Source organism: Cellulosimicrobium sp. E-16, assembly GCF_049913115.1.
Lineage (GTDB): Bacteria > Actinomycetota > Actinomycetes > Actinomycetales > Cellulomonadaceae > Cellulosimicrobium.
In genome coordinates this window covers 3,583,455-3,598,720 of sequence record NZ_CP183974.1, presented here as the reverse complement: position 1 = coordinate 3,598,720, position 15,266 = coordinate 3,583,455, and the positions used below count along the sequence as shown (strand labels likewise).

The window sequence follows — 15,266 nt, the reverse complement described above, 5'->3', positions numbered from 1 at the left end:
CCGAGGCGTGGCCGCGCAGGACGGGGACACGGCGGGGAACGCTGCGGCGAGACGGCGACGAAGCGGAGGAACGACGTGGGCGAGGTCCGGCAGACGGACGGGGACGGCACCGTCCTCCCGAGCGTGAGCGTCGTCGTCGCGACGAACCGCGGCGGGCCGTTCCTCGCGGAGGCGCTCGCGTCCGTCCTCGCGCAGTCGTACCCCGCCGCCGAGCTCGTCGTCGTCGACGACGGCTCGCCCGAACCGGCGGACCTGCTCCGGATCGTCGAGGACGCGGCGCGGGGCGCCGCGACCCCTCGGCCGCGCGTGGTGCGGCGGGCGCCCTCGGGCGTGTCCGCGGCGCGCAACGCCGGGGTCGCGGAGACGTCGGGCGAGCTGGTCGCGTTCCTCGACGACGACGACCGCTGGCACCCGGACCGGCTGCGGCGGCACGCGCAGGCCATGGCCGCGCGGCCGGGCGCGGTGGTGAGCTACTGCGGGATGCGCACGATCGACGCCGACGGCGCCGAGCTCGTCGTCGCGGACCAGCGGGCCGCCGCAGACCAGCGCGCGGTGATCCGCGGACCGGGCGTCATGCTCCCGAACCTCGTGATCCGTCGGGAGACGTTCGACGCCGTCGGCGGCTTCGACCCGGAGTACCGGCAGGGCGAGGACATGGACCTCGTCCTGAAGGCCGCCGCGCGGGGGCCGTTCGCCTTCGTGGACGACGTCCTCGTGGACTACCGCCACCACACGTCGAACACCACGCGCTCCCACCGCGACCTCGCGACGAGCCTGCGCGTCATCCTGCGCCGGCACCGGGACGACGCGCGCGCGGCGGGCCGCCGCGACCTCGTGCTCGCCTACGACGACCGGCTCGCCGCCAACGAGAGGTTCGCGTGGTGGAGCGCCGGCCGCGCCGCGCGCGAGGCGCTGCGCGATCACCGGCCCGTGGCGGCGTTCGGCGAGGTGGCCTGGGCGGTCCGGTTCGCGCCCGGTGCCCCCGCCCGTCGCGCCCGGGCCGGTGTGCGGCGCGCACCCCGGGTCTGAGATCGCCCGGGTCAGCCAGGGAAGAGCTCGACCACGGCGACGGCCGCGCGCACGCCGGGCAGCGTCCACGGCTTGTACCGCCGCCGGGGCAGGCTGTAGGAGACGACCCGGTCGAGGACGACGAGCGTGGCGACCTGGGCGAGGGTGAGCGCGCCGCGCCGGGAGGCCGCGATCGTCGCGAGCGGGCCGGCGAGCTCGGTGGCCGCGAGGCGGCGGACCGCCTCGGCCAGCCCGGATCCCGTCCGTGCGAGGTCGACCTGGCACGCCGCGTACGCCGCGTCGAGCACGAGCGGGTTGTCGGGCTCGAACCGGTTCCAGTCGACGAGGTGCGCCGAGCCCTCGGCGGTCACGAGGACGTTGTCCGGGTGGAGGTCGCCGTGGGTCGGGCCGACGGGGACGAGCAGGGCGCCGTACGTCCGCAGGACGCGGTCCCGCAGGCTGGCGGCGCCGATCTCGGCGCAGTCCCGCTCGCCCCGCGCGGACTCGAGACGCCGCCAGGCGGCCGTCGTCCGGAGCGGGCGGTGCGCGTCCGGCGGCGTCGGTCCCGGCAGCGCCCGTGCCAGGACGTCCTCGGCCTCGTCGAGGGAGACGGGCCGGGCGCGGAGCAGCGGCGCGTCGGCGACGCGGACGCCGTCGTACGACGACGTCGTGACCTCGTCGAGCACGAAGGCGCCGAACCCCGACGCGGCGGCCTCGTGCGTCGCCGCGACCTCCCGGCCCAGGGCCTCCTGCTGGTCGGCCGACAGCGGGACCTTGACGAACCGCTCGCCGCGCACGGCGACCCGGGCGTCCGACAGGGCGGCGACGACCGGTCGGCGCGACCGCGCCACCCGCTCGGCCAGCGTCGTCACGTCCCGTGAGGCGTCGCGACGGCGCCGGGAGAGCACGACGGCGTCCGGCGCCAGGACGCCCGACGCGCCCAGGGCCCGGAGCGTGCGGGCCGCCACCCGCCGCGCCCCGGTCCTGACGTCGGTCGCGGCGAGCTCCTCCCGCAGCCGCGGAGCCGGGACGAGGCGGGCCCAGTCGTCGCGGCGGGGCAGCTGGGCGTGCCGTCCGACCGGGACGAGGCCGGCCCGTGCGAGGAGGAACCGCACGGGCACGACGTCCGCGGCCATGCCCGCGGACGGGGCCGTGCGCCGTCGGGCTGCGTCGACGGCGCGCCGTCCGCGGTGCTGCACGTCGGCGACGACCGTCCCGCCGGGTGCCAGGACCCGCTCGACCTCGCCCAGGAAGCCCGCGGAGGCGCCCACCCCGACGAGCGCGAGCACCTCGTCCAGGTCGACCCAGACGAGGTCGAAGGACGCGTCGGGGAACGGGAGCCGGGCGGGGAGGTCCAGGTGTACGGCGGCGGCGCCGGTCACCGGGTGGGCGAGCTGCTGGAAGCGCAGCCGGTCGCCCACCCAGTCGGCCCGCGTGACGTCGAGACCCAGGAAGCGCAGCGCGGGCGCCAGGGCGTGCCGCTCGCCCCCTAGGACGAGGCCCTGCCCGCCCGGGCGCGGCACGAGGACCGCCGGGCCGCCCGACGCCGGGTGGAGGAGCCGGCGCTGGAGCTCGACCGGCCAGGGAGACTCCGCGTCGGTCATCGCGTCGATCACGAGGTCGACACTCGTCGCGGAGCGCACCGTGCGTCGCACGTGCTCCGGCACCTCGTGCCAGGGGCGGTCCGCCGCCGCGCGTCGGGTGACGCCGACGTCGTCCGTCACCCGCTCACCCCGGCGCGCCGGGCCCGCCCCCGGTCGGTGAGGCGCCGCCGTGCCCGGACGCCCAGCTCCAGCAGGCCCGCATAGCTGCGCGCCGCGGCGAAACGCAGCTTCGCGCCGCGCTCCTCGGGCCAGGGCGCCTGCCAGATGCGGATCCACACCGTGAAGGTCTGCTTCGTGTTGTGCCAGCTGTCGCGCGCGAAGCCCGCGGTCTCCGGGTTCTCGGTGAGGTCGACGAGGCCGTGCGTGATCCGGACGGTCTTGTGGGTGAGGTCACGCCACGAGGGTCGCGACGGATGGTCGACGACCGCGTCGGCCGCGAAGTCGAGCCGGCCCCCGATCTCCTGGAGCCGACGCCCCCACTCGAGGTCGCCGCCGGACTTCAGGGCCGCGTTGAAGTCGCCGACGCGCTCGAACGTCGCCCGGGGCACGACGAGGTTGGCTGTCGCGGCGAAGTGCGTCACCGTCACGAAGCGCTCCTGGTCGAAGCCCTCGACGGTCTCGTAGAGCTCGGGGCCGGTCGTCGGGCGTGACCCGTTGCGGAAGAGGATGTTGATGTCTCCGCCGACGGCGTCGGGCGGGTCCTCGGCGGTGAGCGCCGCGACGGCGCGCGAGAGCCAGTCCGGGCGCGGGATGCAGTCCCCGTCGGTGAACGCGAGCACGTCGCCCGTCGCGCGTCGCGCGGCCGTGTTGCGCGCGACGTACGACCCGCGCCGGGGCTCGAGGACGACGATGAAGCGCCCGTCCCCGGCAGGGAGCGCGGGCCGCAGGTCCTCGGTCGAGGCGTTGTCCGCCACGACGACGTCGAACCGGTCCGCAGGGTAGTCCTGGGCGGCGAGGGCCGCGAGGCACGTCCGCAGGCGGGCGACGTCGTTGTACACCGGCACCACCACGGTGACGGTGGGGTGCAGGGCGCCGGACGACGGGGCCGCGGGGTCGGGGAGGGTCATCGTGCTCCTGTCTCACGCCCGGACGTGGCACGACGTCGGGCCCACTCGGTGTAGCGGGAGGTGGCGAGCCACCGGGCGTGGCGCGCGGTCGCGCGCGCCCGGCGGGCGACGCGCCGTGGCGGCGACCCGGGCAGGACGGTCAGCAGCCGCAGGCGGTACCGCGTCCGCGCCAGGTGCTGCGCGACGACGGACCCGTCGACGAGCACGTCGAGCGGCAGGCCCGTCGCGGTGAACCAGCGCGCGTCATAGCCCATGTCACCCACGGGGACGTCCCCGGTGAACCCGGGGCTGGGGCCGACGAGCCCCACGGAGTGCGCGAAGGGTGGCGGCGCGTCGTCGTACCGGTGGAGGAACTCGAAGTCGACGACCTTGAGCCCGTGCGCGCGGTCGAGGACGAAGTTGCCGGGCTTCGCGTCCACCAGGTCGTAACCGAGGTCGTGGAGCTCCCGCAGGACGTCGACCATGCTGCGCACGACCGCGAGAGGGAGCAGGCCCGTCCTCGACCGGGCCGTGCCGAGGGTGTCCTCGTAGCAGGGGCACGCGAACCAGTCGGGGCCGGCGGCGACGAGCGGGGGGACCGCTGCGACGCGGCCCCCGAGCTCGCGGAGCGCGGTGAGCTCGCGATCGAGGAACCGGGTGAACGGCGGGGCGAACGTCTTCCGGACGACGAGGCCGTCCGCGCCGGCGACCACGTCGACGCGCGCACGCCGGCCCACGCTGAGCGTGCGGACCGTGCCGGGCGGCGCGACGTGCTGCGCGGCGCGCCGCTCGGCCTCGGCACGGACGGTCCCCACGGCGTCGGGCGCGACGACGTCGAGGTACTCCCACGCCTCGGCGGTGCTGTCCGAGGAGTGCAAGGGGTTGAACCGGTCGGGCTCCGGCACGTGCTTCTCGACGAGACGGCGGACCTCCGACTTCGCCTCGAACGTCTCGGCGTTGGTCAGGTGCGGGTACCTCTCGCGCAGCCAGTCGTAGGGCTCCTCCGGCGCGTAGTGGACCGCGACGACCATGCGCACCGGCTCGCCCCCGCTGCGAGGGAACGGGCCGCGGCCCCAGTTCCCTCCGCGGAGCGCCGTGGCCGCTCGCTCCCGGGCCGCGCGGTCGAGGTCGATCGCCAGGAGCACGTCGAACCCGAAGCGGTCGAGCACCGTCTCGACCTGCTCCGCCGGGACCACGGCGAGCGTCGCCTCGCGCACGAGGAACACGGCGATCTCCGCGTCGCCGAGCCGGGCGTCGTGGTCGGACGCGAGCAGACCCCGCGCCCACGCGTTCCCGGCCGAGAGCCGTCGCAGCGCGTCGGTCGGCGGCCGCCATCCGACGGACCCGAGGTAGGCGTCCACGTCCTCGTACCAGGGGTCGAGCACCACCCCCTGCCCCCGCGCGAGCCGCCGGAGCTCCGCGGGGTAGTCGTGTTCGGGCGCGGGCTCGGTGGGTCCCAGCCCGTGCGAGGGCAGCCCCGAGCGGCGGCCCTTGTGGTACACCGCGTGGTACGCGAGCGAGTGCAGGTGGTCCGCAGGCGAGGGCACGAGGAACCCGCTCTCGTGCACCACGGCCCGGTCGAGGACCTGCTCGGCGAGGGCCGGGGGGTAGTAGGCCGCGCCCTGGTAGTCCGACGCCTCGAGCCCGGACACGCTGTAGAGGTCGACGGGCATCGTCCCGGGCTCGGACTCGAGGATCCCACGCAGCGCGTCGACGTCGTCGTCCGCCACGAGCACGTCGAGGTCCTCGCCCGGCTCGATCACCGGGAGCGACTCGAACCACCGCAGGACCGCGTACCGCAGTCCCGCCTCCTTGAGCCGGGTCGCGAGGCCGGAGGCACCCCAGACGGGGGAGAAGTAGGTGCGCGGGGCCGGACCGTGCGGCGCGGGCAGGCGGTACAGGTCGAAGGCACGCCCGCCCCAGACGAACCGGCCGAGCGGGGAGAGGCGCCCACCCGCCCGGCCGACGAGGACGGCCAGGCGCGCCTCCAGCCCCGAGATCCCGGCGCCGTGCTCGACCGCGAGGTAGCTCAGGTGGCCGAGGTCGCGCACCGTCCACAGGACGCGCGCGCGGTCGGCGCGCAGGATCAGCAGGTCCGTCGAGCACCGGGCCGCCACGTCGGGCGTCGGCACGGGGTGGAGCCGGTCGGCCAGGTCGCCCGCCGCACGACGGGCCGCCGCGAGGTGCCCGGGGTCGACGAGTCCGAGGTAGCGGTCGAGGCCGACGGCGCGAAGGTCGGCGGCGACGGCGCCGTCGCGCGCGCCGAGATCGAGGACGCGCGTCCCCGGGGGCAGCGCAGGCGTCGGCTCCACAGCCAAACCCTAGGTCAGCGACGGGCCGTCACCGCGGCTTCGTGGCGAATTCACCCGGGCCGGGCGACCACGCGGTCCCGCCACCACGGCTCCGGCACCGTCGGCGTCGATATGCTCGCCTCGACGTCCGGCTGAGAGGGGTGGTGGCGTGAGCGGTCGCCGCGACGCCGGGGGTGCGCCGTGAGCCGCGCCCGGTGGCCCGTCCTCGTCCGGCGGGGAGCGCTCGACCGTGACCCGCGGCCCGCCGGGGGGACGTTCCGGTCCCAGGCCGTCCCGCCCTTCCCCGTGCCGCCCGCGCTCGCGCGCGAGTTCGGCGTGTTCTGCGTCGACACCACCGAGCGGGTCGTCGCCCTGACGTACGACGACGGCCCGCACCCCGAGCACACCCCTCGCCTTCTCGACGTCCTGGCGCGGACGGGCGCGACAGCCACCTTCTTCGTGCTCGGGCAGCACGTCGTCCGGTACCCGGAGGTGACACGGCGGGTCGTCGCGGAGGGGCACGAGGTCGCGCTGCACGGCGAGGACCACCGGTCGCTCCTCACGCTCGGCGACGCGGAGGCGGTCCGGCTGATCGGCGACGCCAAGCGGCGCGTCGAGGACGTGACCGGCGTGCCGCTGCGGCTCTACCGCCCACCGTACGGACGGCACACCGTGGCGCAGGCGCGGGGGATCCGCCGGCTGGGGCTGGAGCTGGTCATCTGGTCGGGCGACGCGCACGACTGGCTGCACGACGCCGAGGACCGCATCGCGGGACGCGCCCTCCACGACGTGTTCCCCGGCGGGATCGTGCTGCTCCACGACGACCGGGCCGACCCCGAGACGCTGGAGGAGGGCCAGGAGCTGCCGCACTTCGATCGTGCGCGGGTGCTCGTCACGCTGCTCGACGGGCTGGCGGCGCAGGGCTACCGCACGTCGACGGTCGGCGGCCTCCTCCGCGAGCACCGTCCGGTGCGCAGCAGGTCCCGCTCCGAACGGCCGGCGCCGTGACGGTCCTGACGGGGGGTGGGTGATGGTCGGGTCGGGTGTGCCGGAGCTGAGCGTGGTGATCGCGGCGTTCGACGCGCAGGACACGCTCGACGAGCAGCTGGACGCGCTCGCCGGGCAGGACGTGGGGTTCGCGTTCGAGGTGCTGGTGTGCGACAACGGCTCGCGCGACGCCACGCCCGACCTGGTGCGCCGCCGTCAGGAGCACGAGCCGTGGCTGCGGCTCGTGGACGCCTCGGCGCGGCGCGGTCCGTCCGCGGCGCGCAACATCGGTGCCGGTCAGGCGCGGGGCCGGTTCCTCGCGTTCTGCGACGCGGACGACGTGGTGGGCCAGGGCTGGCTGGTCGGGATGCACGACGCCCTCCAGGACGACGAGTTCGTCACCGGCAGCTGGGAGGGCGACCGCCTCAACAGCGGCGACGGCACGGCGGTGTCGTGGATGGTGGAGAGCGTCTACCGCCTGGACTTCCTGCCGTGGCTGCCCGCCACGGGTGCGGGAACCATGGGGATCCGTCGCACCGTCTTCGAGGAGGCGGGCGGCTTCGACGAGCGGCTGGCCACGAACGAGGACACGGACCTGTCGTGGCGGGTCCAGCTCGCCGGGCACCGTCTGGTCCATCACCCCGAGATCGTGCTGCACGTGCGCAAGCGAGACGGGCTGCGCGCGATCTTCCGCCAGGCCTACGCCTACGGCGCGGGCGACCGGCTGCTGCGCCACCGCTACGCCGACGTCGTCGACGCGTACCAGCGCCGGGAGGACCAGCCCTCTGCTGCTCCGGCACCGGTGCCGGTGCCGGAGCAGCGGCCCGCCGCCGGTGCGGAGGACACGGCCGGGCGTGCCGCGCGGGCGATCGGCACGGCGCGGCGCGTGCTCGGCAAGGTCGCGCAGGTCCGGAGCCGGAGGGACCTCGCCGACCGGGTGCAGCGCGTCGGGCACGACCTGGGCTTCCGGTTCGCGCGGACCGACACCACCGTCGCGCGCGTCCCCGTGCCCCCGGTCCTGCCCGACCCGTCGTAGCCCGGGCCGAGGCGCGCTCGGGCCGGTACGGCGGGTACCGCTCACGACGGTGCGGTGGCGCCCCTCAGACCGGTGGTGGGAGGACCTCGGGCGCGGCGACCCGCGGTGCGGCGGGGTCGACGCGACCCCACCGGTACCCCGCTCGCTCGCCCACGCGCCAGACCGTCTCGGCGAGACCCGCCCGGCCGCGCGACAGCTTGTTCCGGACCGTGCGCACCACGCGACGGAGGACCGCGAGCCCACCGGCTCCGGCGCCGGCGGTACCAGCGGGCGCATCCGGGGCGGTGGCGACCGACCCCGGCGGCGCGGCACCGGCGATGAAGGCGGCGGCCACGTCGGTGTAGCGGTGGCGCAGGAGCCGGTCGCCTGCGCCGTAGGCGTAGGCCTGGCGGAAGATCGCGCGCAGCCCGTCGCGCTTGCGCACGTGGAGCACGATCTCGGGGTGGTGGACCAGACGGTGCCCGGCGAGCTGGACCCGCCACGACAGGTCGACGTCCTCACCGGTCACGAGCGACTCGTCGAACCCGCCGGCCGCCTCGAAGACGGCACGGCGGATGCCCATGGTCCCCGCGCCGGTGCCCGGGAGCCACGGGAAGAAGGGCTTCGTGACGATCGGATCGGTCGTCCAGGAGACGGAGGCGCGGTTGCCGCTGTTGAGGCGGTCTCCCTCCCAGCTGCCGGTGACGAACTCGTCGTCCTGGAGGGCGTCGTGCATCCCGACCAGCCAGCCCTGGCCCACCACGTCGTCCGCGTCGCAGAACGCGAGGAACCGGCCCCGCGCCTGACCGGCACCGATGTTGCGCGCCGCGGACGGACCGCGCCGCGCCGAGGCGTCCACGAGCCGCAGCCACGGCTCGTGCTCCTGACGGCGGCGCACCAGGTCGGGCGTGGCGTCGCGCGAGCCGTTGTCGCACACCAGCACCTCGAACGCGAACCCCACGTCCTGCCCGGCGAGCGCGTCCAGCTGCTCGTCGAGCGTGTCCTGCGCGTCGAACGCCGCGATCACCACGCTCAGCTCCGGCACACCCGACCCGACCATCACCCACCCCCCGGCGGCGAGCCCTCGGAGGTGTGCGCCGCGTGACGAGGACGCCGCAGGCGCCGCAGCGCGGACGAGACCTTGGGCGCCGTCCCGACGCAGGTGCGCGCGACGGGTCCGCGGACGGCGACCATGAGCCCGACGAGGTCCCGGCGGCCGGGGTACAGGGTCGACGGGACGGTGAACTTGGGGTGGATGCACGGGTCGAAGAGGGAGACGTCGCCGCGCGCGGCGACGTGCTCCTGCGTCATGACCCGGCCGATCACGCCCGGACCCAGGTCCGCGTGGGCCTCGTCGTAGGTGTCGAGGTAGCCGAAGAGCCCGGCGCCGGAACGGATCACCGCGCTCGCGTAGACCGTGGTCCCGCCACCCACGAGCTCGAAGACGTGCAGCCGCCCGCGCCGTCGCATCTCGTCGGTCGCCTCCTGGAACCAGCCGAGCTGGTCCGGCTTGTTGCGCTGCGCGGCGCCCTTGCGCGACCGGTCGCCCTTCCACCCGGACGCCTCGAGGTCCAGCAGCCGTTCGGTCGCGGCCGGGTCGGCACCGTTGTCGACGACCGTGAGCTCGCCGCCGAGCCGTTCGGCGAGCGCGGCCGCGTCCTGCCGGACGTGCCGGCGCCGCCGCCTGCTCAGGTGCGCGACAGGGTCCTCGCCGGGGACCCGGAGGCACGCGCGCTCCAACCGGTAGCGCTCGAGGACCGGGAGCCGACGGTCCGCGCAGGCGTCGAGGAGCGCGGTCAGGAGGGGGCCGTCCGGGAACAGCGTCAGCTCGAGCAGCCCGGGCAGGCCGCTGCGGCGGAGGCCGACGGCGTCGAGCACGGCCTCGAACGTCCCGCGGGCGTCGTCGCGGTCCACGAGCGGGGCGCAGACGGAGGCGTTCCGGGCCAGGTACGGCGTCGCCGTCGTCGCGTACGACACCGGGAGCCGATGGAAGCCGCGCTCCACGCCGAGAGGCAGGACCATGCGGACCCGGTCGGCGTCCTCGGCGAGGAGGACGCGCAGGTCGCGCGCCGCGGGGAACCAGCGCGTCGCGGGCAGGAGCCAGCCCGGGTCGATGAACGCGTTGGGCTCGGCCGCGCGTCCGGCGAGGTCGGACCAGCCGTCGACGTCGGCGGGAGAGAGGTCGTCGAGCGCGACGACCCGCACGGTGACCGTCATCGGTACGCCTCCAGCACCTCGTCGAGACGGGCCGCGGTCGCCGCCCAGGTCCGTGTCCGCGCGGTCGCCCGCGCCCTCGCCTGAGCCTCCCCGAGGGTCTGCGCGTCGCGCAGTCCGTCCAGCGCCTCGGCGAGCCGGTCGACGTCGCCCGGAGGGACCAGGAGCCCACCGTCCCCGACGGCCTCCGGCAGACCCCCGACGTCGGACGCGACGAGGGCAGCGCCGGCCGCCATGCCCTCCAGCGCCGTGAGCCCGAACGGCTCGGGCCAGGTCGAGGGGACCACGACGACCGAGGCGGTCGCGAGGACGGCGGGCAGCGCGTCGCGGGCGAGGAACGACGCGAACCGGACCGGGGACCGCAGGCCGGCCGCGGTCCGGCGGAGCTCCTGCTCGTAGGGGGTCAACGGGTCCCGGGCGTCGAAGCCCGGACGCCCGACGACGGTCACGCGGACGTCGCCGCGGTCCAGCGCACCCACCGCCGCCAGGAGCACGTGCACGCCCTTGTCGGGGATGACCCGGCCGACGTACACGACGTGCAGGCCGTCGTCGGCGAGCTCCGCGCGCTCGACGTCAAGGAGCGCCGGGTCCACGCCGTTGTGGACGGTACGGACCCGGTCTGCGAGCTCCCGGGGGAGCCGCGCCCGGACCTGCTCCGCGAGGAAGTCGCTCACGCACACCACGACCGGGGCGTTCGCGAGCGTCCGGCCCGCGTCGCGGGTCGTGTACGTCCGCATCACCTGGTTGTGCGCGTAGAGCACCGGCACGTGCCGCGCGCCGACCAGCGGCACCAGGGCCGGGGCGTTGTGGGCGAGCACGAACGACGGCGCCCACTCGTCCTGGCCACCGACGACGGCGGCGAACGCGCGGCGCGCGGCGATCCGGGGAGCACCGACGCGGGCGAGCGCCGAGTCGAGGTAGCGGTCGCTCCGACGGGAGCGCCGCTGCTGGTACTCGACGACGTCGGCGCTCGGGTAACGGTCCGGGTACGTCCCGCGCGCGACGAGGACCGTCGGCCGCGGGCTGCCCTCGGGTCGGTGCCGGGAGAGCCCGTCGACCACGGTAGGGACGGCGCTGCCCGTCCGCGGGGAGAAGTGGTCGCCCGGCGTGATCGCGTGGACGAGCGGCCTGCCCGCCCTCGGGGTCATGGCGTCGCGAGCCCGTCCGCGCGGTCCTGCCGCGTCGCGCGCACCGCCGCGGGGACACCCGCGGCCAGGCCGACCAGCTCGGCCACCGCCCGCGTGAGGACGACCGGGGCCGTGACCCGCTTGCGCAGGGACCGGCGCGTCCCGTCCGACTTGGTCGGCCCGAGTCGCCGCGCCGTCGTGCGCAGGTAGTCGCGCTGGTCGCGGACGGTCGTGCGGGCATACCGGCGCACGATCGGGTCCCGCCACCCGAAGTTCCGCACGAGCATGACGAGGTGGTTGCGGCGGGCGTAGTACAGGTAGCGACGGTCGAAGCGCTTGCCGCCGATCCCGTACGGCGCGGCCATGTGCCGCACGACCGCGCGCGGCGTGTAGAGCAGGCGCCCGCCGGTCGCGCGCAGGCGCAGCGAGATGTCGGACTCCTCGCACAGACACGTGCCGGGGTAGTTGCCGCGGATCCCGCCGATGGCCACCAGGGCGCTGCGGCGGAACGACATGTTCGCCCCGAGCAGGTGGTCGACCTCGACGACGCGGCCCGGGTCGGCGGCGAAGCTGCCGGTGAGGCGCCCGTCGGGGAGCAGCCGGCCGATGCGGTCCAGCCCCTCGTGCTCCTCGCCGGGGATGCCGTTGTCCGCGCGCCCACCGACGGCGACGACGTCCGGGTCGGCGTAGGGCGCGACGAGCTCGTCGAGCCAGTCCGGCGCGGCGTAGGCGTCGTCGTCGACGAACGCCACCACGTCGCCCCGGGTGACGGCGAAGCCCATCTGCCGCGACTCGGGCGTCGTGCCGCGCCCGAGCGTGCTGTGCAGGAGGCGCACGTCGGGGAACTCCTCGCGCACGAGCCGCCGCGTCGTGTCGGCAGGGGTCGAGTCGACGACCACCACCTCGAGCGGCGGGGTGTCGAGCCGCTGGAGGTGCTCGAGGCACTCGCGCACGCTCTCGGGGCGGCCGTACGTCACGACGACGACGCTGACGGTCGGGCTCACGGCGCGCCTCCCGGCGGCTCGGGGACGGTCACGAGGCGGAACCAGTCCTCGCGGCGGAGGGGCGACGTCAGCACGGTGCGGCGCGGGTGTCGCGACCGCCCGACCCACGACTCGTAGACGCCCGGGCGCGAGTAGTGGGCGGTGTGCCCCGACCACCCGAACTTCTGCCGCATGGCCTCCGGGCGGCGGACCCAGGAGAAGTGGAGCACGGCCTGGTCGGGTCGCACGACCTCGTGGACGACGGTGTCGTGCGGGTGGCTCGGGTCCGTGTTCCAGGGCCGCAGGTCGACGCGGTAGAGCGGTACGTCGGCCTGGCGGGCGTGCGCGAGGGACGTGCCCGCGCGCACCGCCAGCGGCCCGGGGTACGACGCCGCGGGCCTGCCGAGGCGCGTGCTCGACTCCAGGTAGCGCCCCGGCGCGACGCGCGAGTAGAGCCAGCGTGCGGGGTAGTGGAGACCGCCCGCCCCCGCCCGCTCGGCGGCGTCCAGGGACGCGCGGAACGCGGCCGGGTCCAGCATGACCTCGTCCGTGTCGAGCTGGAGCACCCAGTCGGCACCCTCCGACGCCGCGTCGAGGGCCGACTGGCGCTGGTACGTGTCGTTGTCGAGCGGGTGCTCGTCGAGCCGGGCGAAGCTCCCGGGGGCGTGCACGCACTTCCCGTCCGTGTCGATCTCCTCGACGATCGCGAGGCACTCGTCGACCGGCAGCGGCGTGCCCGTCCACGACGTGCTCGTCTCGTCGTAGGACAGCACGACCCGGTCGACGAGGTGGTAGTACGCGAGCAGGCTCGCGCGAAGGAAGCTGGGGTCGGCGAGGAGGACGTACGCGGAGACGCGCATCAGATGAAGTCCGCGAACTCGCGCTCGTTCTTCTGGAACACGAGCGTCCCGGCGAGGAAGATCAGGGGGGCGGCGACCACGAGCGCGACGACCTGCCACGTGGGCGGGAAGTCGGTGCCGAGCAGGGACCAGCGGAAGCCCTCGAGGAACCAGGTCACCGGGTTGATGTCGAAGAGCCAGCGCAGGTTCTCCGGGACGGAGGACAGCGCGTAGGCGACGGGGCTCGCGTACAGCAGGATCTGGATGAGCCAGGGGAGCACGTAGCCGACGTCGCGGTACTTGACCATGTAGGCGGCCGCGGCGAGGCCGATGCCCGTACCGATCAGGAGGATGAGCAGCACCCACACGGGCAGCAGCAGGACCGCCCACCCGGGGTTGATCCCGTAGACGAAGAGCAGCACGACCGCGAGCGCGAGCGCGACGAGGAAGTCGAGCACGACGGAGGCGAGGCTCGAGATCGGGACCAGGAGGCGCGGGAAGAACACCTTCTGGACGAGCGACTGGTTCCCGACCATCGAGCCGGAGGCCCGGCCGAGGGAGCCGTTGAACAGGTTCCAGGCCAGCATGCCCGCGAGCGTGAAGAGGAAGGTGGGGATCTTCCCCGTCGACAGGCCCGCGATCTCGCCGAAGACGATCGTGAAGATGCCGGCGCTGACGAGCGGCTGCGCGATGACCCACGTGATGCCGAAGATCGTCTGGCGGTAGCGCACGATGACGTCGCGCAGCGCGAGCCGGACGGCGACCTCGCGCGCGCTCCACAGCTCGCGCCAGGACGGCAGGTTGAGGCGCCCCGGCGGCGTGATGACGGTGCGCTGCACGGTCTGCTCCATGTCAGGCCCCCTCGTACTCGAAGTTCACGAAGACCATGCCCTTCTCGGTGCTGGACGCCTCCGTGAACTCCGGGTACGGAAGGTCGGGCAGCACCTCGAAGCGCCACGCGCCCTCCCAGGCGTCGAGCACGCCGGCCTGGCACGCGTAGACGTCGACCGTGTACTGGCCCGGCTTGAGCCACAGGTCGCGGACCACGAGACGGCCCTTCTGGGGCTGCTCCGGGTCGAACCACTTCCCGACGAGCCGCGAGTCGCACTGCGCGATGACGGTCCCCTGGTCGTTGTTGATGTGCATCGAGACGAAGTAGGTCCCGACGAGCTTCTTGCTCGCAGGCACCTCGAAGTCGACGACGATGTCCTGGGACGACTTGACGAACTCGTCCTCCATGCGGACCGAGGAGAGCCGGACCTTGCCGTTCCCGGGGCGCTTCTTGGGGTCGGACTGCGCGGCCGCGAAGCTCTCGAAGCTGTCGCGGTACGCCTGGAGCGTGCCCTCGACCGTCCCGGAGTACTTGAGGGTCCCGCGGTCGAGGAGCACCGCCGAGGTGCACAGGGCCTGGACGGTCTGGAGCTGGTGGCTCACGTAGAGCACGGTGCGCCCGCCCTGGGCGGCCTCGCGCATCTTCTGGATCGAGCGGCGCTGGAACTCGGCGTCGCCGACCGCGAGGACCTCGTCGATCGCGAGGATCTCGGTGTCGAGGTGGGCGGCGACCGAGAACGCGAGACGCACGTACATGCCGGACGAGTAGCGCTTGACCGGCGTCGCGAGGAACTTCTCGATGCCGGAGAACGCGACGATCTCGTCGTAGCGCTTGGTGATCTCCTTGCGCGTCATGCCGAGGATCGCGCCGTTGAGGAAGATGTTCTCCTTGCCGGTGAGCTCGGGGTGGAACCCCGTGCCGACCTCGAGGAGCGACCCGACGCGTCCGGTGAGCTCGATGCGCCCGCGCGTGGGCGCGGTGACGCGCGTGAGGATCTTGAGCAGCGTCGACTTGCCGGCGCCGTTGCGTCCGACGATCCCGAGCGCCTCGCCCTGCGGGACCTCGAAGGAGACGTCGTCGAGGGCGTCGAACAGCGTGTACTTCTGCTTGCCGGTCGACCGCACCCACTGGATCGCGGCGGCCGCGGCCGTGGACGGTCGCTCGCCGAAGGCGCCGAGCCGGTAGGTCTTGCCCAGCCCGGCGACGCGGATCGCGGGTTCCGTGGTCGCCTGCACAGATGAAAGATAGTCGTCCTGCTCGCGCCCGCGGCCGGGTCGAACGGGTGAATCGGGCTCGGAACCGGACGAACGCGGGTGAAAG

Annotated in this window: 13 protein-coding genes; 3 read left to right on the top strand and 10 right to left on the bottom strand. The window is 74.8% G+C overall.

What is annotated here, in order from left to right:
• The first annotated feature begins 75 nt into the window (after positions 1-75).
• Positions 76-1,029 carry a glycosyltransferase family 2 protein gene (locus ACN9MS_RS15785; protein ID WP_426309415.1) on the top strand — a complete coding sequence of 318 codons (954 nt, stop codon included), beginning with the start codon at positions 76-78 and terminating at the stop codon, positions 1,027-1,029.
• An 11-nt stretch (positions 1,030-1,040) separates the two neighbouring features.
• Here the strand turns inward: ACN9MS_RS15785 and ACN9MS_RS15780 are convergent, their stop codons facing one another.
• The 3 genes from ACN9MS_RS15780 to ACN9MS_RS15770 are packed head-to-tail and all read right to left on the bottom strand — an operon-like array spanning position 1,041 to position 5,970.
• Entirely contained in the window at positions 1,041-2,732 is a 1,692-nt protein-coding gene (locus ACN9MS_RS15780; protein WP_426309414.1) for a methyltransferase domain-containing protein, read from the bottom strand.
• Positions 2,729-3,679, bottom strand: a complete 951-nt coding sequence (locus ACN9MS_RS15775; RefSeq protein WP_426309413.1) for a glycosyltransferase — start codon at positions 3,677-3,679, stop codon at positions 2,729-2,731. The genes ACN9MS_RS15780 and ACN9MS_RS15775 overlap by 4 nt, the downstream gene beginning before the upstream one ends.
• On the bottom strand, positions 3,676-5,970 hold the full coding sequence (locus ACN9MS_RS15770; protein WP_426309412.1) for a hypothetical protein: 2,295 nt from the start codon (positions 5,968-5,970) through the stop codon (positions 3,676-3,678). The genes ACN9MS_RS15775 and ACN9MS_RS15770 overlap by 4 nt, the downstream gene beginning before the upstream one ends.
• A gap of 180 nt (positions 5,971-6,150) precedes the next feature.
• On the opposite strand from ACN9MS_RS15770, the gene ACN9MS_RS15765 reads away from it, so the two are divergent.
• On the top strand, positions 6,151-6,957 hold the full coding sequence (locus ACN9MS_RS15765) for a polysaccharide deacetylase family protein (RefSeq protein ID WP_426309411.1): 807 nt from the start codon (positions 6,151-6,153) through the stop codon (positions 6,955-6,957).
• A gap of 37 nt (positions 6,958-6,994) precedes the next feature.
• Positions 6,995-7,972: a glycosyltransferase gene (locus ACN9MS_RS15760; RefSeq protein WP_426309410.1), complete on the top strand. Its 978-nt coding sequence runs from the start codon at positions 6,995-6,997 to the stop codon at positions 7,970-7,972.
• Positions 7,973-8,036: 64 nt separating this feature from the next.
• Here the strand turns inward: ACN9MS_RS15760 and ACN9MS_RS15755 are convergent, their stop codons facing one another.
• The 7 genes from ACN9MS_RS15755 to ACN9MS_RS15725 are packed head-to-tail and all read right to left on the bottom strand — an operon-like array spanning position 8,037 to position 15,181.
• The gene (locus ACN9MS_RS15755) at positions 8,037-8,996 is read right to left on the bottom strand and encodes a glycosyltransferase (RefSeq protein WP_426309409.1); all 960 of its coding nucleotides are present in this window, start codon (positions 8,994-8,996) and stop codon (positions 8,037-8,039) included.
• A 14-nt stretch (positions 8,997-9,010) separates the two neighbouring features.
• The gene (locus ACN9MS_RS15750; protein WP_426309408.1) at positions 9,011-10,168 is read right to left on the bottom strand and encodes a GNAT family N-acetyltransferase; all 1,158 of its coding nucleotides are present in this window, start codon (positions 10,166-10,168) and stop codon (positions 9,011-9,013) included.
• Complete coding sequence (locus tag ACN9MS_RS15745; protein WP_426309407.1) at positions 10,165-11,313, bottom strand: glycosyltransferase family 4 protein; 1,149 nt, start codon at positions 11,311-11,313, stop codon at positions 10,165-10,167. Before ACN9MS_RS15745 ends, ACN9MS_RS15750 begins: the two co-directional genes overlap by 4 nt.
• A complete protein-coding gene (locus tag ACN9MS_RS15740) occupies positions 11,310-12,296 on the bottom strand; it encodes a glycosyltransferase family 2 protein (RefSeq protein ID WP_426309406.1) in 987 nt (328 codons plus the stop codon). Before ACN9MS_RS15740 ends, ACN9MS_RS15745 begins: the two co-directional genes overlap by 4 nt.
• Positions 12,293-13,135 carry a hypothetical protein gene (locus ACN9MS_RS15735; protein ID WP_426309405.1) on the bottom strand — a complete coding sequence of 281 codons (843 nt, stop codon included), beginning with the start codon at positions 13,133-13,135 and terminating at the stop codon, positions 12,293-12,295. Before ACN9MS_RS15735 ends, ACN9MS_RS15740 begins: the two co-directional genes overlap by 4 nt.
• A complete protein-coding gene (locus ACN9MS_RS15730; RefSeq protein ID WP_426309404.1) occupies positions 13,135-13,965 on the bottom strand; it encodes an ABC transporter permease in 831 nt (276 codons plus the stop codon). The genes ACN9MS_RS15735 and ACN9MS_RS15730 overlap by 1 nt, the downstream gene beginning before the upstream one ends.
• Position 13,966: 1 nt before the next feature.
• Positions 13,967-15,181 carry an ABC transporter ATP-binding protein gene (locus ACN9MS_RS15725; RefSeq protein ID WP_426309403.1) on the bottom strand — a complete coding sequence of 405 codons (1,215 nt, stop codon included), beginning with the start codon at positions 15,179-15,181 and terminating at the stop codon, positions 13,967-13,969.
• Positions 15,182-15,266: the final 85 nt, after the last annotated feature.

Excerpts from the sequence above, each read along its gene's own strand:
- ACN9MS_RS15775 (WP_426309413.1), bottom strand. The coding sequence starts at position 3,679 with ATGACCCTCCCCGACCCCGCGGCCCCGTCGTCCGGCGCCCTGCACCCC.
- ACN9MS_RS15750 (WP_426309408.1), bottom strand. The coding sequence starts at position 10,168 with ATGACGGTCACCGTGCGGGTCGTCGCGCTCGACGACCTCTCTCCCGCC.
- ACN9MS_RS15745 (WP_426309407.1), bottom strand. The coding sequence starts at position 11,313 with ATGACCCCGAGGGCGGGCAGGCCGCTCGTCCACGCGATCACGCCGGGC.
- ACN9MS_RS15735 (WP_426309405.1), bottom strand. The coding sequence starts at position 13,135 with ATGCGCGTCTCCGCGTACGTCCTCCTCGCCGACCCCAGCTTCCTTCGC.
- ACN9MS_RS15730 (WP_426309404.1), bottom strand. The coding sequence starts at position 13,965 with ATGGAGCAGACCGTGCAGCGCACCGTCATCACGCCGCCGGGGCGCCTC.